Origin of the sequence: Desulfacinum infernum DSM 9756 (genome assembly GCF_900129305.1) — a bacterium.
In the GTDB taxonomy this organism is placed as follows: domain Bacteria; phylum Desulfobacterota; class Syntrophobacteria; order Syntrophobacterales; family DSM-9756; genus Desulfacinum; species Desulfacinum infernum.
This window is the reverse complement of the sequence record NZ_FQVB01000003.1, coordinates 52033-76477: the sequence shown is the minus strand read 5'-3', so window position 1 is coordinate 76477 and position 24445 is coordinate 52033. Positions and strand designations below refer to the sequence as shown.

The following is a 24445-nucleotide window of genomic DNA, read 5'->3' as shown; positions in this document are numbered from 1 at the left end:
CCTCCGCTAATGCTTCACTGTGAGGTGGAAAACGATTCCGTTGAATGGAGGTTCTATGAAATTCGCCGTCCTGTTCCTTGCGACTCTCTTCGCCGTGGCGCTTTCGACGGGTCCCGCCGTCCGGGCCCAAGACGAGGTCATGGTTCTCGAGGATGAAGCCCTTGCCCCCCTGGAAAGGCCGCCTGTGACATTCCCCCATGAGCGGCACGCGGAGATCATCGACTGCACGCGGTGTCATCATGACTACGATCGCTACGGGGCCAACCTGGGAGGAGACGGCCAAAAGTGCTCCACCTGCCATGCGGCGGACGCACAGGACGGCCCCATGCCTCTCAAAAGGGCCTTTCACCTGCAGTGCAAATCGTGCCATGAGCGGCTGAACAGCCGGGAGGGCATGCAGCTGCCCGTGATGTGCGGCCAGTGCCACAAACCGTGAGGGCTTGGGAATCTCGCGGTTTTTCGGGGGATGGAACGGATCGGGGGGCGGACAGCCCCCCGTTTTTTGTGGGCGCCAGAGGGGGCTGTCCGCAAGTTGAGGCTTGACTTTTGGCCCTCCAGACCGCATCAGGTAGCGGACTCAAGACAAAGAATCGATTCGTAGGAGGAAAGGAATGGAACGAACCCTGTCGATCATCAAGCCCGATGGAGTGGAGCGCGGTCTCATAGGGGAAGTGGTTCAGCGGTTTGAGAAGGCGGGCATCCGCATCGTGGCCATGAAGATGCGCCATCTGACCAAAAAAGAAGCGGAAGCCTTCTATGCGGTGCACAAGGAAAGGCCTTTCTTCGATAGCCTCACCACCTACATGTCCTCGGGGCCCATCGTGGTGATGGTGCTGGAAGGGGAGAATGTCATTCAAAGGAACCGGGAGCTCATGGGCGCCACCAATCCGGCGGATGCCGCGCCCGGGACCATACGCAAGGACTTCGCTTTGGACGTGGAAAAAAACACCGTCCACGGTTCGGACGCTCCCGAAACGGCCCAAAAGGAGATCGCGTTTTTCTTCTCCGAGCTGGAGATCTGTTCTTAGGAGCCTGTCCGAGGACTCCGCAAACCGTCACTCCCGCGCAGGGGGGGAGTCCATAAGTTGCCGGAAGTCCTGGATCCTCGCTTCTGCGGGGATGACGAAAATCTACCGACAAGAAATCCGTCTTCTTTCGTAGCCGCGGGGCTTCAGCCCCGCGGAAAGGGGCCCGTAACCCAATGAAGTGCCAGGCAATGCCCCATTGGCCTGTCCGACGTTCGGGGATTCATCCGCAGCCCTGAAGGGCTGCGCTACGAAAAACAAAGTCATCCCTTGCGTTATCAAACAGGTTGCTAGCTCCCTCATGGGCCTTGAACGTGGGGCGGTCCCCTGCGGGCTGGGCCGGAACCCGCCCCGGGCATCCCCGCGTCTTCTTTCCCACCCACCTCCCGAAGGCCGGGGATCTCCTGGCTCAGCCCATCGGGCTGCCTTTCAGCTCCCTCCTCCAGTGTTGTCGTGACTCCTGGTAGTCTTTGTGGCATACTGACCCCCGTCACGGGAGCCCGTGACAACCAACGATGCGATGTGCCTTTCAAAGGCGGGGAAGTGCAGGGGCGAATGATCATTGGCCCCTGCGATGCGGCCGCACGAAGGACTCAATGTCCTGTTCCGCGGTAGAGATTTTCCAGCCGGAGGCCCGCCCCGGCATGGCGGCCGTCCGGAATGCGAAACGCTTGTGGGTGTAGGAGTTGAACCATGACCACGGGTCGAAGGCAATGGCTCTGGGCCCTGTCGTTGTTCTGTTTCCTTTCCGCTTATCTATCCGTTCCCGTCAATGCTCAGCAGGAAGCAGCCCCGCCCGTCCAGGTGGTGCCGTATGTGGAGCCGCCGAACCACTTGGATTTGTGCGGGGAGCCTGTCCCCCTCCACGTCCAGGACGTGTGGGAACGGTTCGACCGCGAGTTCACCATCCTCGTTTATGCCCATGCCCAAGTTTACTTGTGGCTCAAGAGGGCGGAAAGGTTCTTCCCCCGATTCGAGGAGGAACTGAAGCGCCGGAACCTGCCGCTGGACCTGAAGTATGTGGCCGTGGCGGAGAGCGACCTGCAGCATGGAGCCTATTCGCCCATGGGGGCCGCCGGGCTGTGGCAGTTCATTCCGGGAACGGGACAGCGCTACGGCTTGGCAACGCAAGGCTCGGTGGACGAGCGGTACGACTTTGAACTGGCCACGGACAGCGCCCTGCGCTACCTCAAAGACCTCTACGACCAGTTCCAGAACTGGACCTTGGCCATCGCCGCCTATAACTGCGGGGAACGACGCGTCCAGGAAGAGATGGAGCGCCAGAAGGTGCGCGACTACTATCAGTTGAAGCTGCCCGCGGAAACCGAACGCTACATCTTCCGGATTCTCGCCATCAAGGCCATCCTGTCCAGCCCGGAAAAGTACGGCTACGTGCTGCCCAAAGGAGCGGGCTATCCGGAGGAAGCCTTCGACTACGTGGAAGCGACGGTCCCATATCCCGTACCCATCCAGGCCCTGGCGGAGAAGGCGGGCATTACCTATCGCGAGTTCAAGCGCCTCAATCCCTCCTTCATCTCCCGGGAAATTCCCAGGGGACAATACCGCTTCCGGCTGCCACGGGGCCACGGAGCCCGATTCCGGCAAAACCTGGCGTCCTTCCTGGAGGCCTTCAAACCCAAGGCGGTGCTCCATGTGGTTGAGAAAGGCGACACCCTGACGAGGATCGCCAAGCGCTACGGGGTGAGCGTATCCGATTTGCGGAGATGGAACGGCCTCAAGGGCTCCACCATCTGGCTGGGCCAAAAGCTCATTGTCCACCGTGACTGACGGTGGTGGCCGGGGCTGCCGTCCTTCCGTCCTTGACAAGGGTACCGGGACGCCACTACGATGCCCCGTGGGTGTGGAAATGGATCAGATAACGGGAGCTTAACCGCATGGAGCAAGCCATCCGTCAGGCTGCCGAGCGGCTTGGGAAGAGCGCCCGGGCCGTGGCCCTCACCGGGGCGGGCATCTCCGTGGAAAGCGGGATTCCCGATTTTCGAAGTCCGGGAGGCTTGTGGTCCAAGTACGACCCTCTGGAATACGGGGACATCCGATCCTTTCGGCGAAATCCCGGGAAGGTGTGGCGGATGCTGCTGGACATGGACCGGTTGCTTCGGGGTGCCCAACCTAATCCCGCCCATTACGCACTGGCGCAACTGGAGCAAGGGGGAATCCTCAAGGGCATCGTCACCCAGAACGTGGACAGCCTGCACCAGCGGGCGGGGAGCAGGAACGTGGTGGAGTTCCATGGGCACGGGCGCAGCGCCCGGTGTGATTCTTGCCACAGGCATTTCCCCCGCGAAGAGCTGGATCTCGGGGATCTGCCGCCGCTTTGTCCGTGCGGAGGTCCTATCCGCCCCAATTTTGTCTTCTTCGGCGAAGGCATTCCCTTCGAAGCCCAAAATGAGGCCTTTCGAATGGCCGAGCGGTGCGATGTGCTGCTGGTGGTGGGAACGTCGGCCACGGTGGCTCCGGCATCCCATTTGCCGATCATCGCCAAAGGGCGCGGCGCCTTCATCATCGAGATCAATCCTCAGGAATCGGAATTGACCCGCACGGTGACGGATATCCACATCGATCAACCCGCCGGTCGGGCCCTGCCCGCACTCGTTGCGGCCATGGGCCTTTGATCGGCGGGCAAGGAAAGCGAGCGTAAAGAGAATGAGCCTTTCCCTTCTTTCAACCTTCCTGACAACGGTGGCCCTGGCATCCCCCTACCAGCGGGCCGGCAACGGAGTGAGCGACATGATCCGCCACGCCGGCCCCATGGTGAAGCTGGTCTTGCTCCTCCTGCTGGTCATGTCCCTGGCGTGTTGGGGCATTGCGCTGGTGAAGTGGCGTCTGTTTCGGAGAGCCGAGAAACAGTCGGAGGAGTTCTACGAGTTGTACCGCCAAAAGAAAAACTTCGCCCACCTGTACCGGGAGAGCCAGCTGCTGGACGAGAGCTACCTGGCCCAGGTGTTTCGAACCGGTTATGTGGAGTGGGGCCGTTTGAGCAAGGCTCTGGAGGCGGGCAACCCGACAGAGGGGGCACTGAACGGGGTGGAGGACGCCCTGGAGACCGTGGAAAGGACCATGGAGGGGGCCATGCTCCTGGAAAGGCGCCGCCTGGAACGCTTCCTGCCCCTGCTGGCCACCACCGGCAATACGGCGCCTTTCATCGGCCTTTTCGGCACCGTCTGGGGCATCATGACCTCCTTTCAGGAAATCGGTCTGAAGGGGGCGGCCAACCTGGCCGTCGTGGCGCCGGGCATATCCGAGGCCCTCGTGGCCACCGCCGTGGGGCTGGCCGCAGCCATTCCGGCGGTTATCTTCTACAACCACTTCATCAACAAGGTTCAGAGCATCGACGGCCAGATGAGATACTTTGCCTCGGATTTCTATAGCCTCATGAAGCGCGAGTGGATGCGCCGATCTTCCCACGGCGTGCGGGTGGCGGCGGCGGAGGCGTCGTCCGCAGTCCGGACGGGAATCACCAGTGGATGATGTCATGAAGATCCCCGAATCCGACCGAAGACTCCTGTCTGAGATCAACGTGACGCCCTTCGTGGATGTCATGTTGGTGCTTCTGATCATCTTTATGGTGACCGCGCCCATGATGATGCAGGGCATCGACGTGAACCTTCCGGAGGTGGAGGCACCGGCGATCCCGTCGGAGCAGGAGCGGCTGGTGGTTACCATCGACGCTCAAAGAAAGGTGTATATCAACGAGTACCCGGTGGAACTGGACGTCTTGGGCCCCAAACTGGCGGCCATCTATCGCAACACGGGCGGAACGCAGGGGGTCTTTTTGAGATCCGATGAGTCCATCCCCTACGGTTACGTCATGCACGTGATGAGCATCATTCGGCAGTCGGGAATCGATCAGATCGGGCTGGTGACGGAACCGGTGGGGGCTTCAACGGAAAGTCGGGGCGGTTGAGGGCTAAGATGACGGAAGCTTCCGCTGCATTTTCGAGGCTGCGTCTTCCCAAGGAGGAGGTCATCTTGGGCCTGGGGATCTCCTTCCTGGTTCATGTGTTCCTGGCCTTTGGCGTCTTGTTCCTGCCCCAGGTGCTTCCACGGAAGACTTACGAGATCCCCTTTTATACGGTCAAACTGGTTTCCCCGGCGGATATAGGTCTCCAGTCCCCGGCCCCTTCCCAGCCCGTAAGCCCAGGGAAAAATTCCGTTGCCCCGTCCAAAAAGGCCCCATCCAAGGGATTCCGGCCCCCGCCCGTGGTTCCCGTCAAGAGGCTGGGGGAAGTTTTCCAGCCCAAGGAAGCGGAAGTGCACAAGCTGGATGTCCCTCGGACGCCGCAGGTGGCGCCCGTGGACAAGCCTTCCATCGAGGAGACGGTGGAAAAGCTTCTTCCCCGTGAGGTGCCTCGCCACACTGCCGGGGCCGGCACCAGGGAGGCAACCCGCGAAGCGCCCGGCCCGCCCACTTCCGGCCCGGCCCGCGAGGTATCGGAGGATGAAGACATCGGCCTCGCCCGCCGTCTCTACTATACGGAGGTCTGGAGCGCCATTCGGAACCAGTGGGCCCTGCCCAAGTCCCTTCTGGGATCCCAGCGGTTGGAAGCGGTGGTGGTGATCGTGGTCCGGCGCGACGGCACCATCGAGAGTGTTCGGTTCGAGAAGAAGTCGGGAAACGCCCTGTTCGACGACTCCGTGCTTCGCGCCATTCAAAAGGCCAATCCTCTGCCCAAGTTCCCGGACATTTACAGCCCGCCCCGGGACGAGATCGGCATCCGGTTCCGCCCGGAGGACCTGGCTTGAGATTGCAAGGAGGACACCCTTTCTTCATGATGATGCCCTTCCAGAGTGAAAGATCCGTTGTCAGGCCGCTCCTTCTTGCGATCGCCCTGCTTGTGGCCGCGGTGTCGGCCCGAGAGGCCACGGCGGCCCAGAGAGTCTATATCGACATCACCCAGCCCCATTTCGTCCAGCTTCCCATTGCGGTCACCGATCTGCGCGAGGAAGGCCCCGCAGGGGAGGGTCTCGGCCGCCTGCTGGCCTCCGTGGTGTCCAACGACTTGGATCTTTCCGGGCTGTTCCGAGTCCTGGACCCCAGAGGGTTCCTCGGCTCCGGGCAGGACGAGGGGCTGACGGCGGCGGAAATTCGTTTCGATCGATGGCGGCAAGTGGGAGCCGAATTTCTGGTTCGGGGTAAGTGCAGCCGAGAGGGCTCTCGGCTGCGTGTGGAGTACCGCCTCTACGACGTGGTGGCTCAGCGCTTGGTAGTCGGGAAGATTTACGAAGGGCGCGTGGAAGACGCGCGGGTCATGGCCCATCGGTTCGCCAATGAGATCCTTGCGGCCTTGACCGGAGAGCCCGGCATCTTCGATACACAGATCGCGTTCGTGCAGGCCAAGGACGGGGTTAAGGAAATCTTCCTCATGGATATCGACGGGGAAAACCTCAAACAGGTCACCCGGGACGGGAGCACGGCGCTCTCGCCTGCTTGGAGCCCCGACGCAAGGCATCTGGCCTATGTGAGCTACTTCGAAGGCGCCCCGAAACTCTACGTGGTGGACCTTTTTACGGGGCAACGCCGAAACCTGTGTGGGTACCCGGGTCTCAACATCTCCCCGGCCTGGAGGCCCGGAGGCGACGGATTGGCGGTCACGCTCTCCAAGGACGGCAACCCCGATATCTACCTGGTGGACCTCAACGGACAGGTGGTGCGGAAGCTGGCCTCCAGCTGGGCCATCGATGTGTCGCCTTCCTGGTCCCCGGACGGCAAGAGGCTCGCCTATGTATCGGGAGAAACGGGTAATCCCCAGATCTACGTCCTGGATCTCGCCACAGGGCGAAAGGAGCGATTGACCTACCACGGGAAGTACAACACGGCCCCCAGCTGGTCTCCCAAGGGCGACTGGATCGCCTACAGCGGCATGGACAAAGGGCTTAACAATATCTATATCATTCGGCCTGACGGGTCGGAGATCAGGCAGCTGACCCACAATGAGGGAGATAACGAGGCGCCCTCCTGGTCGCCGGACGGGCGGATGATCGCCTTCACTTCCACGCGTCAAGGGGGGCGTGCGGCCGTCTGGGTCATGCTCCTCAATGGTGAAGGAGTGAAGAGATTGACCCGCCTTCCCGGAGAGCAGAGCCTTCCTGACTGGTCGCCTCGACTACCGCGTTAGGAGGCTGTCCGAAAACGTCGCGGATGATCTCTTTTCTCGTAGCGCAGCCCTTGGCTGCGCAGGAATCCCCGGATGTCGGATGGCCCATCGGGTATTGCCTGTCAGTTCATTGGGTTGGGTTGGACCCTTTTCCGCGGTGCTGAAGCCCCGCGGCTACGAAGTGATTGGAAATTCCCGGCCTCTTGAGCCTGAAAACCATTCTCGGACAGGCTCCTGGGATCCCAAACCTCGAAGATGGAGGAAACCATGCAAGACATGCTGAAGCGTCTTCTGGCCGTAGCGGCATTGGGGTTGTTGGTACTGTCCTTTTCCGCCTGCACCAAGAAAGCGGTCCCCGTGCAGGGCGGGATGACCCCCGCGCCCCCGATGCAGACCGCGGTGCAGGGATCCGGCGCCACAGGCCGGATCGACGAGGCCACCTGGCAGCGGTTGGGACTGCAGACGGAACCGGAACGCCTCGAGTTTCTGCAGGCCATGGAGAAGTTCGAAAACGAGGATGTTTACTTTGAGTTTGATTCGTATGTTCTCCTGGAAGAAGCGCGCATGGTCCTGGATCGAAAGGTGGAATTCCTGCGGCGTTATCCCAAGGTTCAGGTGACCATCGAGGGCCACTGCGACGAACGGGGGACCAGCGAATACAACCTGGCCCTCGGGGAGCGGCGGGCCAACAGCGCCTGGCAGTACCTGGTGGACTCGGGCATCGACCCGTCGCGACTGAGCATGATCAGTTACGGGGAAGAGCGTCCGGTGGCCGCAGGCCACGATGAAGCTTCCTGGGCCAAGAACCGCAGGGCCCATTTCGTGATTCATTTCTAGTCCGGCCACCAACATCGACGGGGGGAGACAATGCCTGGCGGGATGAGGGCTCTCGGCACAGCCGCTGTCGCGGCCATGACGGCCATGGTGCTTCAGGGGTGTGTGACCACCCAGCAAACATCGGTGCTCCAGCAGAGCGTCTATTCGCTTCAGCAGCAGGTGCAGGACCTGGACGCCCGTGTCCAGCGCATGGAATCCGCCGTTTTCGGTACGGGCGAAGGAGAGGGGGGCGGCCGTAGAAGCCTGGCGGACATGAACGCTCGCTTGGACGCCCTCCAGATGGAAGTGGCCGGGCTGAAGGGGCGCCTCGAAGAGCAGCAGCGCCTTGTGGCGACTTCTCCTCCGGCACCTGTCCCTGCAGCCCCTCCGGTTTCCAGTGAACCGGAGGCGACGGGAAGCAGTGTGAGCGTTCAGCCGGTCACGCCTCCCCAGGACCCCGAAAAGGCGCTGTACAGCCGTTCCCTGGAGTCCTTCCAGAAGGGCGACTACCCCCAGGCCCTGGAAGGGTTCCGCCAATTCGTGGACCGGTATCCCCAGTCGGAACTGGCGGATAACGCCCTATTCTGGATCGGGGAATGCCACTTCATGCAAGGCCGGTATCAGGAGGCCATTGCCGCCTACCAGGACGTGCTCGACCGATATCCCAAGGGCAACAAGGTGGCTTATGCGATTCTCAAGCAGGGAGCCGCCTTCGAGAAGCTGGGGGACCGGACCGCGGCCAGGATCCTCTATGAACGTGTGGTCGAGCAGCACCCCACGACCCCACAGGCCGAGATTGCCAAGAAGTGGCTTGAAAGGCTTCGGTGAGCGGGCGTCCGATTCAAACCTCCAAGGGTTGCGCGTGGATGCCCGCCCGGTTGGGGAAACGCCTTTTCCTTATCCTCCTTTTCGCCATCGCCATGGGAGGGGCTCCCGCGGGAGCAGCCTCCCGTCCATCCCCTTCCTCTGATGTCCGTTACGTGCGCTTCCTCCGTTTCGTGGGTGTCCAAGGGCTGTCACCGGACCGGTTGAAGAAGGTCATGGAGACGCGGGTTCGACGTTTCCGCTGGTTCGGCGGCGAGCCCCTGGACGAGCAGGTGCTGGAAAAGGACCTGGAGCGCATCGAAAGGCTGTATCGAAGCGAAGGCTACTACGATGCCAGGGTCCTCGGGTATCGCCTCCTTCCCCTGGCGGGGTCGAACCACATCCTGGAAATTCAGGTGGATGAGGGAGATCCGGTCATCGTGGAGTCGGTCCGGCTTTACGTGGACGGGAAAGAAAGCGGTCCCTGGCACAAGGAACTCCTGTCCGCCCTGCCCCTGAAGGAGGGGGGGCGCTTCACCAGCCCGGGTTTCGAAAACATCGAAAGGACCGTGCGCCGCTTCCTGGCCGAATGGGGTTACGCGCGAGCGCAGGTAGAGACCGGCGGCAGCCTCGATAAGCAGGCGCGGAAGGCCGTCATCCGAGTGGACGTCCAGATGGGCCCGCCCTGTTATTTCGGCCCCGTTACGATCGAGGGAAACCGCAAGGTGAGCGCGGACGTCATCCGGCGGGAGCTGACTTTCCGGGAAGGCGAACGCTTTCGGACCTCCGCCGTCACCGCCTCCCAAAAACGCCTGATGGACACACGCCTCTTTTCTTTCGTGGACGTCCAGGTGGTGGAGGGAGGCGATACCGGTCCCCGGCTGCCCATCCACATCGTGGTCAAGGAAGCCAAGAGCCAGAGCATACGATTCGGAGCGGGTTACGGCACGGAAGACAAGCTGCGGGGGATGCTCGGCTGGGAGTATCGGAACTTCCTGGGCGGCGGCCGCAATTTGCAGGTGAGCGCCAAAGCCAGCTCCCTGGCCCGATACGTGGAAGGTCGCCTGCTTCAGCCGCACTTTCCTTGGCCCAATGCCTTCCTCACCTCTTCCGGCGGCTATTCCCGGGAAATCCAGGAAAGTTTTGAAAACGAGCAGTACTACATCCGCAACCAATGGAACATTCGCGAATCGGACCGCCTGCTCTTCTATCTCGGTCACAACCTGGAAGCCAACCAACTCCTCAGCCTGGACCTGCAACCGGATCAAACGCTCGGCGCCGAAAAGGAAGGGGAAGACTATTTCGTTTCCTCTCTCGTGGCCGGAGCCAGCTACCAGCGGGTGGATGACCTGCTGGATCCCCACAAGGGCTGGCAGGTGTTTCAGCGGCTGGAGTGGGGAAGCGGGCTGCTGGGCTCGGACGTGAGTTTCGTCAAACTGAGCCTGGAAGGAAGGGCCTACTTGCCCCTTGACCCGCTGGGGGTCCTGGCCCTGAGGGCGCGGTGGGGGAGCATCAAGGAATTGGAAGACACGAGCTATGTGCCTATTTTCAAGCGCTATTTCACCGGTGGAAGCAATTCCGTGAGGGGGTATCCCTACCAGAAACTGGGCCCTTTGGACGATGCGGGCAATCCCCTGGGAGGACTCACCGTACTGGAGGGGAACTTGGACTGGCGCTTCCCCCTGAAGGATTCCTGGGAAGGGGTGCTCTTCCTGGATGCGGGCAACGTCTATCCCCGGGGATATGAACTTGTCTGGGACCAGCTCCGGTTCACCACGGGTGTGGGACTGCGCTACAAGACGCCGGTGGGACCCGTGCGCGTGGACCTGGGCTACCAGCTCAATCCGCCGGACGACGCCCCCTTCAATCGCTACCAGATCCATTTCAGCATCGGCCACGCCTTCTAGGATTTCCCGGCTTTGCAGGGCTCGGCAGATTTTTCCCAAGGGCGGGAATCTTTTTCCCGCCGCAAAGAAATCCGGCCCGAGCCCCGGAGGAGGACGGGTCTGTTCGCGTCCTGATGCTCGGCATGGGTGTTCGCCCGGATGGGCTACGGGAGCTGGGTGTAAAGGGGCGGAAGCAGGAAAAGCTTCCGCCTGGGGGATGTGACTAAGCGGTGGTGGAAAGCAGCCCGGACGAGGCGAGCAGGTTGCCGGAGAGGGCTTCGCTTGATAATCCGTTGGTGTATTGTTGAATTGCGCTGAGAATCGCCTGTGTCAGGGCGTCGCTGTCCGATTCCGACTCCTCGCCATTCTCGCTCGGGGGTACCGAAGAGCCCATGGGAGCCTGCCCGGCCGGAGGTTTCAAGGTCTCCATGGCCGACAAGAATTCAGCCTGTGAGAGGCTGCCGGCCCCTTCGGTATCCAACATGCTCCACATTTCTTCAGCCTGCTCCTCGCTCATGTCTTCCGGCCGGGCCGCAAGAAATTCCGCTTTGGTGATGGTACCGTCCTCATCTTCGTCGATCTTTTCGAGAAGACCTTGAAGTCCCGCCGAACGTTGAGATTCGTCACCGCCCTGCGGTGGACGAGGCGGCCGCATGCTTTGCATGAGGCTGATGAAATCGCTTCCGCTTAGACTGCCGGCCCCTTCGGTATCCAACGTGCTCCACATTTCTTCAGCCTGTTCCTCGTCCATATCTTCCGGCCGATTGGTTATGAATTCCTCCTTGGTGATGGTTCCATCTCCATCGCTGTCGATCCTGTCCAGGATCCGTGTTTGTTGGGTGCTTTGCCCGAAAAGTGCCGATGTCATACCGAATTCCACCGAACTGACCATTTTGATCCTCCTTTCTTTGGGGTGTTTGGATGATTTGAAACCGACCTCAAAATACCTAAAGCAATAAACGGATCTTTTTGTGGAATCGATGAGTTAAGAGTATGTAAATATCAGTAAAGAAATGTGAAGAGATGACGGAGGGTGAGGGGGCGCGCCTACTACGGCGGCACGCTCTATGCCTTTGCCGCGGCTGTGTGCATGATCTTTCGATGATGGCCCCGGGACGAGCGGGTCCGTCAGGGCAGCAGGACGGCGGTGCCCCGGATCTTATCTTCTTTGAGATCCCGCAGGACCCGGTTGGCCTGCTCCAGGGGGTAGGTGTGAACCTCGGGGCGAATGGGTACGGCGGCCGCGATCTCCAGGAGCTCCCGGGCGTCTTGGCGGGTGTTGGCGGTCACGCTGTGGATGTTCTTTTCATAAAAGAGGTGTTTTTCGTAGTCCAAGGATGGAATCCGGCTCATGTAGATCCCCGCCAGGGCCAAAGTGCCGCCTTTTTCCAGGTGTTCCAGAGCCGTTGGCACAAGATGGCCGGCCGGTGCGAAGATGATGGCGTGGCCGGGTTTTACGGGCATCTCCTCCGCGGTCGGTCCGGCCCAACGGGCTCCCAGCTCCAGGGCCAGGCGCTGGTGCCGGGGAGTCCGGGACACGGCGTATACGTCGTATCCCCAGTGGCGGGCGATCTGGATCACGATGTGAGCGGAGGAGCCGAAGCCGTACAGGGCCAGCTTGGGCCGGTCTGCCGATGAACCGGTGGGCTGGGGGCCGCACAGGCACCGTTTGAGGCTCCGATACCCGATGATTCCCGCGCACAGCAGGGGCGTGGCTTCCGCGTCGCCGAGGGTTTCCGGAACGGGATAGGCGAAATCCTCGCGCACCACCACGTGCGTGGCATAGCCGCCCGGGGCGTGGTAGCCGGTGAAAAGCGCCTGCTCGCAGAGGTTCTCCCGGCCGCTCTTGCAATGGCTGCATTGTCCGCAGGTATGGCGCAGCCAGGCGATGCCCACTCGCTCTCCACCTTTGAAAAGCCGCACGCCGGCTCCCAGGGCGTCCACTTCCCCCACCACCTGATGTCCCGGTATGACTGGATGGTCCAAGGGGGGAAGCTCCCCCTCCACCACATGAAGATCCGTCCGGCACACGCCGCAGGCCCTCACGCGCACCCGGATTTCCCCGTGGCCCGGCTCGGGGTCGGGAAGGGACCGGATGCGAAGGGGTTCGGTTTCGATGGGCGCGCAACGTTCCAGAACCATCGCCTTCATGGGAAGTGCCTCCGCATGCTGGGTTCAATCACTTGTTGCCTTGACGCATCGGGTGCAGGATAATTCGCATATTGTACGAAAGACGGGGCTCATGCAAGGCTCCCGATAGAGGAGGTCCCATCTGAAATCCATGAGACACATCCGGAAATCCCCCAACGGGGGGGCCGAAAAAACAGGACGCACCAAGGACTCCCGGGTGGGCGCGTGGATCGTACGCATCGTCCTTGCCGTGTCGGGCGTGGGGCTGGCCGCCGCCATCGCCCTTGTGCTGGCCCTGCATGTGCCGTGGGTCCAGCACACAATCATCGGCTACGGCACGGACTGGGCCCGAAACGAGCTGGGGATCCAACTGAATGTGAGCAAAGTGGCTTGGAACCCCTTTCAGGGAATCCGCCTGCAGCATGTCAGCGCCGCTTCGCAGGGCCAGGAGCCTTTCCTGGAGGCCGAGTCCGTGGCGTTGGATTATCGGTTGAGCCTGAGTTCCCCGTATTTCCATGCCCGCCGCTTGATCCTGGTGCGGCCGGTCCTGGATGTGCAAAGGAAGGCGGACGGGCGATGGGCTCTGCCTATCCCCCCGATCCAAGGAAAGGAGGCATCGGATGGGACGACGCTTCGGTGGGACCGGATGCCGCTGCCTTCCGTCCAGGTGATCGAGGCCCGGGTGCGGGCTCACCAGGACGGACACAAGATCCTGGATATCAAGGAGATGACCGGAATCCTCCGGCTGGAGGGTGTTCGAAGAGAAGACGGAACTTCGGGCCTGGACATTCGCCTGGAGGACTGGCGGGGGAACGTCGATACGCCTTCCTACGGTCCGGTGGCTCTTTCCGGAAGGCTTTCCTGGATGCCGGAAGCTCTTGCGGTTGAGACGCTGGAAGTGCAGGCGGGGGATACCCTTTCCGCACGGGTCGAAGGGCGATGGCCGGGGTTTCCGTCGGGCCGGATGGACATCCGTGTTTCCTGTGAGGCGGTGTGCCCCAACCCGATTCTTCCCCGAATTCCCCTCGCGTGCGGGAAAGGGGAAGTTCGGGCGCGGCTAAGGCTTCTCGGCAGCCCGGAAGACCTCCAGGCAACCTACGAAGTTCGGATGATGGGAGGCAGGGTATGGGGAGATGCACGGTTGACAAGAGGTGACGGGACGTTGTCCGCCCACACGTCCCTGGCGTTTCAGGACCTCGACGTCTCTCCGAAGCCACAGGTGCCGGTGAGCCTTTCCGGTAAGGCGGACATCCGGGTGGAGCGGCACTTCGTGGGCGGGATCTCCGGGGCTCTGCGGCTGAGCATCCAAGAGGGTTCGGTGGTCGATGTTTCCCTGGCCGGAACGGAAATCCACGGGACATGGACTCCGGAGGCCTTTCAGATTGCCCGCGGGGACGTGATCCTGGGGCCGGGTCGCGTGGAATCTTCCGGCCGTATTCTCCTTCCTCCAGGAAAAGCGGCGTCCGATGACGTCGTTCCGTGGCGCCCCGTGATGGATCTCCATCTTGCGGGAAAGGGCCTGGATCTGGCCCTGCTGGGGCGAGCACTGGGAGGGGAATCCATCTCGGGGACCGTGGATTTCGATGGGTCCTTGTCCGGATCCTGGGGCGATCCCGTGTGGGAGGGAACGATCCGGGGTCGCAACGTCCAGGGATTGGGCGTGCGGGCGGAGGGCCTGAAGGTCGTCGCAAAGGGGCGGATCCTGGGGCGTGACGGCCCGCGCCGTGCGACCGTTCGCCTTTCTTCCTTCGCTCTCAACGACACCCGGGGGCAATCCCTGGAGGTGGAACTGAATCAAGGTGCATCCGACCAGATTCAGTTCCGGGTCACCGGGCAAGGCCTCCTGGGATCGGATCGGCTCAGCCTCCAGGGGCGCGTGGAGAATGTGTGGGCCCTTCCCAAGACGTTTCGAGTGGAAGGCGGTTCGGTGCAGATGGGGGAGGAGTCGTTTCGGTTCTCAGGGCGGGGGCGCGTGGAGGCTGCCGGGGTCGACCTGGAGGAATGGCAAATCCTCCACGGGGGTGAGTCCCTTTTTCTGTCCGGGGAGGTCACCAAGGGCGGCCCTCGGAATCTGCGCCTCAGGGTTCAGGGGCTGGATCTGGGGGCATGGTCGAAGCGGCTGGCGAAGCGGACCTTCGGGACGGGGGTGCTGGGAGGCGTCCTCGTTTTGGACGGATCCTGGGAGAGTCCGGTGCTTTCCTATGAAGTGGCTGCGGGAGGGATCCGTCCGGGAGAAGACCTTGGATATCCTTCGGCTTCCGTGCAGGTGCAAGGCGACTACCGCGAAGGTTTTTTGAGTTTTACGGCTCATGTCCGAACCGGCTCGGGTACGGGGGTTGTGGATGCGAACGGCCGCTGGCCGCTGGAACTGGATTTTCGCTCCAAGGTGTGTCGGATTCCTGAAGACGCCCAGGGTGTGATCGAGCTTCGAACAGAGGAATTTCCCCTGGAGAGCGGGACGGCCTACCTGCCCTTCATGGAGACCCTCAAGGGAACCCTGCAGGGCAGGCTCCGACTGGCGGGGCCCTTGCAGGATCTTCGGCTGGAGGGAGAAGGCCGGGTGGAGCACGGCGCGTTCCAGCTCAAATCCTGGGCGGAGCCCTTCCAGGGCTTACGGGCGCGCTGGCGGCTGGAAAACGACCGGCTGGTCGTGGAGGACGCCCGGTTCCGCCTGCTGGATGGGGACGTGACGGCACGCGGCGTGCTGCGCCACCGCATGGGGAAGGTGCTCGGTTATGAGCTCCATGCCGATGGCACCGACGTCCGCTTTCCCGAGCTGTTCGGTATCGAAGGACGCGGGAATGCCGTGGGGGTCTTTTCCCAGGAAGGCGGGGAGTTTCGGCCGGACGTCAAGGGACGGGTTCAGCTCACGGAAGCCGTAATGAATCTGGGGGAGCTGGAGTTGGATCTGGCTCGCAATATCCATGTGGTGGGCGACAAGGAGGAAGGTCCCGTGGTTCCATTGGGCCGGGATCGAAAAGAGCGGCGAAGGCCGGGGTTGTTCCAGCGGACCACACTGGATGTGGAGATTCACCTGCCCGAGAAAGGATCGTGGGTGAGGGGCTACGGACTGGAAGCCCTGGTCCAGGGGGCGACCAAGATCAAGAAGACCCGCCGGGGCCCGGTGAAGCTCTACGGCACCCTTCAGGCGGTCAAGGGAGAGTACGTGTTCCAAGGGGTCCGGTTGAGCCTGGTGAGCGGAGTGCTCGTCTTCCGGGGTCTGGAACAACCCGATCCCCTTCTCAACGTGACTTGCCAGAAAAACGTTCGGGACGTGAGCGTCACAGCATCCCTCACGGGGCAGTTGAGCCGGCCGGTGCTCAGCTTTTCCAGCTCCCCCGCCATGGATCAGGTGGATATCGTGTCCTATCTTTTGTACGGTAGGCCGGCGGGTGAGCTGAGCGCCCGCCAGGCCGGGGCCTTGCAGCGGCGGGGCGTACAGTTTGTGGGCTCTGGCACCACCGCCGTGGTAAGAGACCTGCTCGGGGATATGCCTCTCAAGCCCGATGTGTTCGAATTGAAAGGTACGTCCGATGGAAACGTGGTGGAAATCGGCAAATACCTCACTCCGGAGCTCTACGTGACTTACCAGAAGGGGCTGGCGGGGGACGACAAGGACCAATTGCGGGCGGAATACCGCCTGAACCGTCACATTTCCGTTGAAAGCCAGTGGGGCAGGGAGAACCAAAGCGGTGTGGATGTCTTTTTCCGTTATGACTTCGGGGATTGAGGCATGGCTCTGCAGGGCTGCCGTGGGCCTCGCAGTGGACCGGGTGCGCCGAATGCCGGAAGATGGGCACGGGGACAAGGAGTTATGCCATGAAGATGCAGGAAATACGGGTTAAGGCGAAGGCTTTGGGGATCAATTCATTCGGGAAGAAAAAGGTGGATCTGATCCGGGAGATCCAAAGGGCCGAGGGCAATTTCGACTGTTTCGGGACGGCGCAGGATTACTGCGACCGGTTGGACTGCTGTTTCCGCGATGAATGCCTGGCTCCCGCGCCCAGGAAGAGCCGTTCTGCGTAGAGGAGCCCAAGTGGAAGGTCCTTTGCTGATTCGGTCCTGTCGGGAGGGCACAAAACCAGCCCCTACAGTGATGGATTGACCTCTGGGGTGAGGGGGCGGGGTTTGTCCGCCCCCGCTCATCCCGCGATGCCAAAGAAAGCCGACAAGAATTGCTCGATGAGGGCGTCTTCGAGCCGGCTCAACCGCGCCGGGGCGCGACCCTGCGAGAAAGGAAATCGCATGGAAACAACGGAAAACACCGCCAGGATCGAATTGTTGAAGATCCAAAACAGCCGGAAACCCGAACAGGTCATCTCCCTCGTGAGGGATCCCGATGCCGGGGGGCTGCACACGGAAGGGCTCACCAAGCTCTTCAACGTTCAGGAAATCTGGATCGACACCCGAAACATTGCGGAGGCCCTGACGGAATACGCCCGCGTGCTCTCCTTCCTCATGGAAACCATGTCGGAATCGGAGGACCTGCACCTTCCCTACGGTTTCCAGGACGAGTTCACCTTCGAAGGGCTGCGCTATTCCCTCAAGAGCGAAGGTGCATACCGGGTGCTCCGGCGGGTTCCGGAAATCGGGGAGATGGTCTACGACGAATAACCGATCCAGGGCATCAATCGTTCCCAGAGTGCCTGCCATCCCTCCCGGGTGACGGCTGAAAAGACGACGGCTTCCCGGGGTTCGATCCCGAGGCGCTGGGAGGCGTCTCGAAGGTGCCTGGCGCGATTGCCGCGGGAAACCTTGTCCGCTTTGGTAAGCACGGGGACGGCCGGGATTCCCATCTCTCTCAGCCAATTCCACAGAAGCAGATCGTCGGTGGTGGGGGGATGCCTCAGGTCCATGATGTGGACCACGCCGGAAAGCCGACGTCGTGTGGTGAGGTACCTCTCGATCATGGGACCCCACTGTTCCCGGATCTTCTGGGGGACCTTTGCGTATCCGTACCCGGGAAGATCTACAAAGTAGAAGCTCTCGTTGATGAGGAAAAAATTCAGGGTCTGGGTCCGGCCGGGGGTGCGGCTCGTGCGCACCAGCTTCTTTCGGCCGAGTAGGCAGTTGATCAGGGAGGACTTGCCCACGTTGGAACGACCGGCGAAGGCCACCTCGGGATGGTCTCCCGGGGGGTAGCCTTCCGGGGCCACCGCCGAGGTGACGAATTCCGCCGAATGGATCTGCAGGGAAAAACCCGCCTGATGTTCCATGAGCGTGATCCGTAATTCGTGATCCGTGGTCCGTACCGGGGGCTCTTCCTTGGGGGTCCCTAGGAGCCTGTCTGAGAACGCCGCGGACGACCTTTTTCCTCGTAGTGCAGCCCTTTAGGGCTGCGGAACAATCCCCGGCCCTCGGATAGGCCATCGCGTATTTCCTGTTACTTCGTGGAGTTACGATGACCTTCTCCGCGGGGCTGAAGCCCCGCGGCTCCGAAGAGAACGGAAATTCTCCAGCCTCTTGTGTCGGAGGAACATTCTCGGACAAGCTCCTAGGAGCTTGTCTGAAAATGGTTCATTTGCCCCTTCCAACGTCCATCCGTCATCCCCGCGAAGCTTGCCCCCGGCTTGAACGGGGAGCGGGGATCCAGGACTTCCGGCAACTTATGGACTCCCGCTTGCGCGGGAGTGCCGGTTTGAGGAGTTCCCGGACAGGCTCCCAGAGCCCGGGTGCGCATGGTTTGCGAAGAGCAGGGCCCCCTTTTCAGAAGAGGGCCGGGGGATTGCCCCGCTCCGAAGTCCTTGTGCCCGGGTGGCATCCGCGCCACGGAGCCCGCGCCCTTCGAGCCCGCAAAAGGGGTGGAAGATGGCGGCTCTGCTTGTCATCGCCCGTACAGGAACTTTTCCAGTCGGTCCATGCCTTCGGCGATGTTTCCCAGGGAATTGGCGTAGCTGAAACGAACGTAACCCTCCCCCTGGGCGCCGAAATCCACCCCCGGCGTGATGCCCACCTTGGCCCGTTCCAGGACCTGGAAGGCGAATTCCAGCGAATTGTCACAGAACCGACGGGCGTTGGCGAACACGTAGAAGGCGCCGGTGGGTTCCACGGAGATGCCGAACCCCATCTCCCGGAGCCTTCGGATCATGAAGCGGCGCCGCTCGTCGTAGGTCCGGCGCATGCGTTCCACGTCCTCCTGGACCGTGGGGTCGGTCAGGGCCGCAAGCCCCGCCCACTGGGAAACGGAGTTGGCCGAGATGAAGAAGTTTTGCATCAGGGCTTGCATGGGGCGCACCAGGTCCTTGGGAACGATCAGGTAGCCCAACCGGAAGCCGGTCATGGCGAAGAGCTTGGAAAACCCGTTGAAGACGATGCACTTGTCCGTGAATTCCAGGATCGATCGAGCCCGCCCTTCGTAGACCAGGCCGTGGTAGATTTCGTCGCTGAGGACCCAAAGGCCCAGGTCGGCGATGGCTTCCAGCCGCTCCCGGTCCAGCAGGGTGCCTGTGGGGTTGGCCGGGGAGTTGATGAGAATGGCCTTCGTGTTGGGCCCGACCGCCTTTCGGATGGCTTCCGGCCGGAACTGGAACCCTTCCTCCTCGAAGACGGGAACCGGCTTGGGAACGCCTTCCAGAAAGTGGACGAAACTGGGATAGCACGCATAGTGGGGGTCGGAAAGGATCACCTCCTCACCGCAGTTCAGGATGGTGCTGAGAGCCACCAGGAAGGCGGGGCTGGACCCGGACGTGACCATGATCTGGTCCGGTTCCAGATGGCGGACGCCGTAGGTGTCGGCATAGTAGCGGCAAATGGCTTCCCGGAGCTGGGGGATGCCCTGGCTGTGGGTGTAGTGGGTCTGGCCCTTGTCCAGCGCCTCCACGGCCGCCCTCCGGACGGCCTCCGGGGCGTCGAAATCGGGCTCCCCCACTTCCAGGTGAATCACCGATTCCCCCGCCCTTTCCATGGCCTGGGCCTTTTCCAGCACGTCCATGACGAGAAACGGCTTGATCTCCTGCACACGTCGACAAATCATCGGCATCAGTCCTCGAATCCCATGGTGTGAAGGTAGTTGGCGGCGGCTTCCGCCAGGGGGGTGCCGGGGGCCAGGCGCAGGACGCGGCGGAAGGCCGCGGCGGCGTCCTCCCAGTTCCCATCCTGGACGAGAAACCGTCCGTAATGGAACTGGGCCTCCGGCAGATCCGGGCCGTAATAGACCGCCAGCCTGTAGGCATGCCGCGCCTCCCCCTTGCGTCCCATGGCTTCCAGGACGCGGCCTCGATGCAGGTGGGCTTGCGCGTAGCCCTTTTCGAAGTGGATGGCATCATCGAAATACCTGAGGGCCTCCGCGTAGCGCGCCTCGTCCTGGTAGATCTTGCCGATGTTGAAGTAGGCGTAGTGGGGGGTGCGGTAGAAAGGGTTGGCCAGGGCCTTGTGGAAATGCTCCAGGGCCTTGTCCGTCCGGCCCCGCTTGGCGTAGAGGACCCCCAGGGCGTTGTGGGCCTCGGAATAGTCCGGTTTCAGTTCCACGGCCTTGTGCAGGTGCTCCACCGCCTTTTCTTCCAGGCGCCGGGCTTCGTAGGCCAGTCCCAGGTCGTAGTGGATGGACGGGTTTTTGGGATCCTTTTCCTCTGCGGCCGTCAGGTATCGCAGAGCCTGGCCCGTGTCGCCCGCCGCCAGGAATTTTTCGCCCAGTTCCTGGAGTTCCTGGGATCCCATCCAGGTCACGGGGTCCCCGCTGGTCTGAACCGGGGCGCAGGCGGCAAGCAAGGCCACGAGAAGCATGCCGGCAAACGCCTTCCCGGGAAGCCCGTCTCCGGCGACCCTCGCTGCTGTTGGGATCTTCCGGCATTGCTTTCGCACCGTTACCCCCCTTCCCGCCTTTCCTAGATCACCTTGTTCAGGCTGTATTCGATGATCCCTTCTGCCCCGCGCTTGATGAGCTGGGGGACCAGCTCGCGCACCATGTGCTTGGATACCACCACTTCCACGGACACCCAGTCGGACTGATACAGGTGGGCCGTGGTGGGGGACGTGAGGCTGGGCAGGATCTCGATCACGTCGTTGAGCTTGCCCTTGGGCACGTTCATCTTGAGCCCCACCAGGTCTTCGGCCCGCAGGGCGGCCTGCAGCAGCAGGGCGATCTGCTCGATCTTTTCCCGCTTCCAGGGATCGGCCCAGGCCTGCTTATTGGCGATGAGCTGGGTATTGGACTGCATCAACTCCTTGACGATCCGAAGGCCGTTGGCCCGCATGGTGGCGCCCGTTTCGGTCACCTCCACGATGGCGTCGCAAAGCCCGGCGATCACCTTAGCTTCCGTGGCCCCCCAGGAAAACTCCACCTTCACGTCCACACCCGCCTGGGCGAAGTAGCGGCGGGTGAAGTTCACCAATTCCGTGGCGATCTTCTTTCCCTGCAGGTCCTGAAGGTCCTGAACCGGCGAGTCGTAGGGGACCGCCAGGACCCAGCGGGCGGGTCGCTGGCTCACCTTCGAATAGATGAGGTCGGCCACCACGTGCACGTCGGAATCGTTTTCCATGATCCAATCTTTTCCGGTGAGTCCCACGTCGAAGGTGCCGTTTTCCACGTATCGGGACATTTCCTGGGCCCGGCAGATGGAACACTGGATCTCGGGGTCGTTGATTTCCGGGAAATAGTTGCGGTTGGTGAGAGAGATCTTCCAGCCCGACTTCAGGAACAATGCGATGGTCGCTTCCTGCAGACTTCCCTTGGGGATTCCCAGTATCAGCTGTTTCACTTCTTGTATACCTCCTCGGGGTCGAACACCTTGTCTTCCGTAATCTCAAAGGCGCCGTCCTTCAGGCGCCTGAAAAAGCAGCTCTTGTAGCCTTCGTGGCAGGCGGCTCCGCCCAGTTGGTGGACCTTGACGAGGATGGTGTCCAGGTCGCAGTCCACCAGAATATCCACCACCTTCTGCACATGGCCCGAGGTTTCCCCCTTGAGCCAGAGCTTCCGGCGGGACCGGCTCCAGTAATGGACGGTGCCGGTCTCCACGGTTTTTTCCCATGCCTCCCGGTTCATATAGGCCATCATGAGCACCTGGCCGGTTTCGGCGTCCTGGGCGATGGCGGGAAGCAGTCCGTCGCCCTTGGAAAAGTCTGGATGTGCCGTCAAGGGACCCTCCTTGGATCGCTGGAAGACGGGCATGACGGCTCGCCGTTTCCGGGCCGGCATGCCCCGAGGCAAAAGGATCTACGCGGTCTTTCGGGACTGGGTGGATTTTCGTATCTTTCTTTCCCCGCCTCAGCGGGGATGACGCCGATTCATGTTCCGCCGACCTCCTCTCCTAAGAAGCGAAATCAGGACGATACCACTTGGGCGGCCAGTTGTCCACAGGCCGCCCGGATGTCGGCGCCCCGACTCTGTCGGATGGTGGCCGTCATGTGGGCGTCTTTCAGGATGTTCTGAAAGGCCAGGATGCGCTCTTCCGAGGGTCTTTGGAAGGGCAGGGACGGGTGCGGGTTGAAGGGAATGAGATTCACCTTGGCGCGGACCCCGCTGAGGATCTTCACCAGCCGGCGTGCGTCCTCGGTCCGGTCGTTCACATCGCGGATCAGGATGTATTCGAAGGTGATGCGCTTCCGCGACGGCATGGGGTAGTCCCGGCAGGCCCGGATCAGGTGCTCCAGGGGATAGGTGCGGTTGACCGGCATGAGGCGGCTGCGCGTCTCGTTGTCCGCGGCATGGAGGCTCACCGCCAGGTTGACGGGGCTTTCCTTTCCCAGCTCCCGCATCCTGGGAACCAATCCCACGGTGGAAAGGGTGATGCGCCGGTGGGAAAAGCCCAGGCCCTGAGGGTCCAGAAGAATCTTGAGCGCCCGGATCACCTGCCGGTAGTTGGCCAGGGGTTCCCCCATGCCCATGAAGACGATGTTGGTGATTCTTCCTTCTTTCCCTTGCAGGTGGTGCACTTGGATGACCTGGTCCACGATCTCCGCCGTGGTCAGGTTCCGGGTCAACCCCAGGGTGCCGGTGAGGCAGAAGCGGCATCCCAGGGCACAGCCCACCTGGCTGGAGATGCACAGGGTGTTCCTGGGGGGGTCGGGAATGAGGACCGACTCGATGTGGTGGCCGTCGTGGAGCCGGAAGAGGAACTTGCGCGTGCCGTCTTCCGCCTCCTGGGCCTTGACCAGGCTCAAGGCGTCCAGGTGGGTTCCGAACTCCAGCTGGGTTCGAAAGGCCTTGGCCAGATCGGTGCATTCGTCCCAGGAGCGGATGAGCCGCCCATAGACGTGCCGGAAGATCTGTCGGGCCCGGAAGCGCCGTTCTCCGATGCCTTCTACCCAGCCTTCCAGCTCGTCCAGCGGGTAGTCCTTGATGAAGACCCGTTCCATGGCCTCAGTTGCTCTTGGTGAGATAGCGGTTGTTGCGCCGGTCTTGGAGGAACGCCCGGTCATAGGCCCTCAGATTCACCGTGTCGTACCACTCCTCGCCCAGGGCCACGCAGGCGTCGCAGGCCTTTCTCGGGATGTGCACGGCGAAGATATGGTATCCCCGGTCGGTCAGGGAGTCGATGGACAGCACCCCGCTGCAGTCCGGGCACACGCGGAGCCGTTCCTTCTGGTTTTCCAGAATGTTGTCCGTGTCGTAGAAGATCGTGCGCTCCCGCTGGGCGAAGTCCTTGGTAGCCCGGTTGCGAGCGACGATTTCCGGGCACTTGCCGTAGTAGTCGAGGATTTCTTCGGTCAGTTTGTGGATGTAGGCATCCGTGTCGGCCGATTGGCGGATCTTGTCCGGATCGTAGTCCGGTTCCCGGACCTTGCTGTAGTCCACGCCCGCCAAGGCCAGGATGATGCCCACATTCACATAGGGCAGGGCTCCTTCGATGGAATAGCCCCCTTCCAAAACGGCGATGTCCGGGCTGAGCATCTCGGTGAGCCGCGCATAGCCCTGGGCGCAGAAGTTCATGTTGGTGATGGGATCCGTGTAGTGGTTGTCCTGGCCCGCTGAATTGACCACGATGTCCGGGTTGAAATCCTTCAGGATCGGCAGCACGATCTTTTCCATGACGCTCAAGAAGCCTTCCTGGGACGTGCCGGGGGGCAGCGGGATGTTGATGGTGGACCCCATGGCCGTGGGCCCTCCCAGCTCGTGATGAAAGCCGGATCCGGGATAGAGGGTTCGGCCGTCCTGGTGGATGGAGATGAAGAGCGTATCCGGATCGTGCCAATAGATATCCTGGGTGCCGTCCCCGTGGTGGCAGTCGGTGTCCACGATGGCGATGCGGTCCAGGCCGTAGGCTGCCCGCAGGTATTCCACCATCATGGCTTCGATGTTCACGTTGCAAAAGCCGCGCGCTCCGTGCACCACCCGCATGGCGTGGTGACCGGGAGGGCGGACGAGAGCGAAGCCGCGCTCCACGCGCTTTTCCATGACGGCCGTGGCGATGGTCTTGGCGCCCCCGGCGCTGATCAGATGGCTCTGGGTCAGCACGCGCCACTCGTCCGGGGCGCAGAAATGCACCCGGCGCACATCGTCGATGGTGGCCAGGTCCGGCTTGAGTTCCACCATGCCTTCCATATCCAGGATGCCTTCTTCGATGATCTGATCCTGGGTGTAGAGGAGCCGCTCTTCCCTTTCCGGGTGGGTGGGGCTGATGGCCCAGTCGAAGGCGGGAAAGAATACCAGACCGGTGGTGTGTTTTGCGCGCAACATCATGTTGCCTCCGTCCGCTGCTGGGTCCGACCTAACGATCATGGTCGCTCTTGC

The 24445-nt window shown here is 61.9% G+C and carries 23 protein-coding genes; 14 read left to right on the top strand and 9 right to left on the bottom strand.

The annotated features are described in order from the left end of the window. Nucleotides 1–55 precede the first annotated feature (55 nt). The 11 genes from BUB04_RS00365 to bamA all read left to right on the top strand — a co-directional run bounded on the left by BUB04_RS00365 (nucleotide 56) and on the right by bamA (nucleotide 10668). A complete protein-coding gene (locus BUB04_RS00365) occupies nucleotides 56–436 on the top strand; it encodes a cytochrome c3 family protein (RefSeq protein WP_073035860.1) in 381 nt (126 codons plus the stop codon). A 175-nt stretch (nucleotides 437–611) separates the two neighbouring features. Then, nucleotides 612–1028 carry a nucleoside-diphosphate kinase gene (ndk, locus tag BUB04_RS00360; RefSeq protein ID WP_073035858.1) on the top strand — a complete coding sequence of 139 codons (417 nt, stop codon included), beginning with the start codon at nucleotides 612–614 and terminating at the stop codon, nucleotides 1026–1028. Between the two features lie 690 nt (nucleotides 1029–1718). Further along, complete coding sequence (locus tag BUB04_RS00355; RefSeq protein ID WP_073035856.1) at nucleotides 1719–2813, top strand: lytic transglycosylase domain-containing protein; 1095 nt, start codon at nucleotides 1719–1721, stop codon at nucleotides 2811–2813. A 107-nt stretch (nucleotides 2814–2920) separates the two neighbouring features. After that, nucleotides 2921–3658 (top strand): SIR2 family NAD-dependent protein deacylase, encoded by a 738-nt coding sequence (locus tag BUB04_RS00350; RefSeq protein ID WP_073035854.1) that lies wholly within the window; start codon nucleotides 2921–2923, stop codon nucleotides 3656–3658. 31 nt (nucleotides 3659–3689) lie between these two features. Continuing rightward, nucleotides 3690–4514, top strand: coding sequence for a MotA/TolQ/ExbB proton channel family protein (locus BUB04_RS20030; protein WP_073035852.1), 825 nt, complete (start codon nucleotides 3690–3692; stop codon nucleotides 4512–4514). Between the two features lie 4 nt (nucleotides 4515–4518). Beyond that, the gene (locus tag BUB04_RS00340) at nucleotides 4519–4950 is read left to right on the top strand and encodes an ExbD/TolR family protein (RefSeq protein ID WP_073036118.1); all 432 of its coding nucleotides are present in this window, start codon (nucleotides 4519–4521) and stop codon (nucleotides 4948–4950) included. Nucleotides 4951–4958: 8 nt separating this feature from the next. Next, the gene (locus BUB04_RS00335) at nucleotides 4959–5789 is read left to right on the top strand and encodes a TonB family protein (protein ID WP_073035850.1); all 831 of its coding nucleotides are present in this window, start codon (nucleotides 4959–4961) and stop codon (nucleotides 5787–5789) included. Nucleotides 5790–5815: 26 nt separating this feature from the next. Further along, nucleotides 5816–7162, top strand: coding sequence for a Tol-Pal system beta propeller repeat protein TolB (tolB, locus tag BUB04_RS00330; protein ID WP_084075756.1), 1347 nt, complete (start codon nucleotides 5816–5818; stop codon nucleotides 7160–7162). Nucleotides 7163–7408: 246 nt separating this feature from the next. Further along, on the top strand, nucleotides 7409–7978 hold the full coding sequence (pal, locus tag BUB04_RS00325) for a peptidoglycan-associated lipoprotein Pal (RefSeq protein WP_073035848.1): 570 nt from the start codon (nucleotides 7409–7411) through the stop codon (nucleotides 7976–7978). A 42-nt stretch (nucleotides 7979–8020) separates the two neighbouring features. Continuing rightward, on the top strand, nucleotides 8021–8785 hold the full coding sequence (gene ybgF, locus BUB04_RS00320) for a tol-pal system protein YbgF (RefSeq protein WP_178371853.1): 765 nt from the start codon (nucleotides 8021–8023) through the stop codon (nucleotides 8783–8785). A gap of 38 nt (nucleotides 8786–8823) precedes the next feature. Further along, entirely contained in the window at nucleotides 8824–10668 is a 1845-nt protein-coding gene (bamA, locus tag BUB04_RS00315; protein ID WP_073035844.1) for an outer membrane protein assembly factor BamA, read from the top strand. Between the two features lie 202 nt (nucleotides 10669–10870). On the opposite strand, the gene BUB04_RS00310 is transcribed toward bamA, so the two are convergent. Both BUB04_RS00310 and BUB04_RS00305 read right to left on the bottom strand, forming a co-directional pair. Beyond that, nucleotides 10871–11539, bottom strand: a complete 669-nt coding sequence (locus BUB04_RS00310) for an EF-hand domain-containing protein (protein WP_073035841.1) — start codon at nucleotides 11537–11539, stop codon at nucleotides 10871–10873. A 236-nt stretch (nucleotides 11540–11775) separates the two neighbouring features. Then, complete coding sequence (locus BUB04_RS00305) at nucleotides 11776–12798, bottom strand: zinc-dependent alcohol dehydrogenase family protein (protein ID WP_073035839.1); 1023 nt, start codon at nucleotides 12796–12798, stop codon at nucleotides 11776–11778. 196 nt (nucleotides 12799–12994) lie between these two features. On the opposite strand from BUB04_RS00305, the gene BUB04_RS00300 reads away from it, so the two are divergent. From BUB04_RS00300 to BUB04_RS00290, 3 genes are all read left to right on the top strand, one after another. Then, nucleotides 12995–16507: a translocation/assembly module TamB domain-containing protein gene (locus BUB04_RS00300; RefSeq protein ID WP_143156293.1), complete on the top strand. Its 3513-nt coding sequence runs from the start codon at nucleotides 12995–12997 to the stop codon at nucleotides 16505–16507. A gap of 89 nt (nucleotides 16508–16596) precedes the next feature. Further along, nucleotides 16597–16803: a hypothetical protein gene (locus tag BUB04_RS00295; protein WP_073035835.1), complete on the top strand. Its 207-nt coding sequence runs from the start codon at nucleotides 16597–16599 to the stop codon at nucleotides 16801–16803. A 219-nt stretch (nucleotides 16804–17022) separates the two neighbouring features. Further along, on the top strand, nucleotides 17023–17391 hold the full coding sequence (locus tag BUB04_RS00290) for a hypothetical protein (protein ID WP_073035832.1): 369 nt from the start codon (nucleotides 17023–17025) through the stop codon (nucleotides 17389–17391). On the opposite strand, the gene yihA is transcribed toward BUB04_RS00290, so the two are convergent. The 7 genes from yihA to BUB04_RS00255 all read right to left on the bottom strand — a co-directional run bounded on the left by yihA (nucleotide 17379) and on the right by BUB04_RS00255 (nucleotide 24391). Then, complete coding sequence (gene yihA / locus BUB04_RS00285; RefSeq protein ID WP_073035830.1) at nucleotides 17379–17993, bottom strand: ribosome biogenesis GTP-binding protein YihA/YsxC; 615 nt, start codon at nucleotides 17991–17993, stop codon at nucleotides 17379–17381. The two genes, BUB04_RS00290 and yihA, sit on opposite strands and share 13 nt — an antisense overlap. 608 nt (nucleotides 17994–18601) lie before the next feature. Then, nucleotides 18602–19750 (bottom strand): pyridoxal phosphate-dependent aminotransferase, encoded by a 1149-nt coding sequence (locus BUB04_RS00280; protein ID WP_073035829.1) that lies wholly within the window; start codon nucleotides 19748–19750, stop codon nucleotides 18602–18604. A 5-nt stretch (nucleotides 19751–19755) separates the two neighbouring features. Continuing rightward, nucleotides 19756–20577: a tetratricopeptide repeat protein gene (locus BUB04_RS00275; RefSeq protein ID WP_143156292.1), complete on the bottom strand. Its 822-nt coding sequence runs from the start codon at nucleotides 20575–20577 to the stop codon at nucleotides 19756–19758. 23 nt (nucleotides 20578–20600) lie between these two features. Then, the gene (gene hisG / locus BUB04_RS00270; RefSeq protein WP_084075750.1) at nucleotides 20601–21473 is read right to left on the bottom strand and encodes an ATP phosphoribosyltransferase; all 873 of its coding nucleotides are present in this window, start codon (nucleotides 21471–21473) and stop codon (nucleotides 20601–20603) included. Beyond that, complete coding sequence (hisI, locus tag BUB04_RS00265; protein ID WP_073035825.1) at nucleotides 21470–21883, bottom strand: phosphoribosyl-AMP cyclohydrolase; 414 nt, start codon at nucleotides 21881–21883, stop codon at nucleotides 21470–21472. The genes hisG and hisI overlap by 4 nt, the downstream gene beginning before the upstream one ends. A 152-nt stretch (nucleotides 21884–22035) precedes the next feature. Beyond that, the gene (gene rlmN / locus BUB04_RS00260) at nucleotides 22036–23070 is read right to left on the bottom strand and encodes a dual-specificity RNA methyltransferase RlmN (RefSeq protein ID WP_073035822.1); all 1035 of its coding nucleotides are present in this window, start codon (nucleotides 23068–23070) and stop codon (nucleotides 22036–22038) included. Nucleotides 23071–23074: 4 nt separating this feature from the next. Continuing rightward, on the bottom strand, nucleotides 23075–24391 hold the full coding sequence (locus BUB04_RS00255) for a histone deacetylase family protein (RefSeq protein WP_073035821.1): 1317 nt from the start codon (nucleotides 24389–24391) through the stop codon (nucleotides 23075–23077). Nucleotides 24392–24445 lie beyond the last annotated feature (54 nt).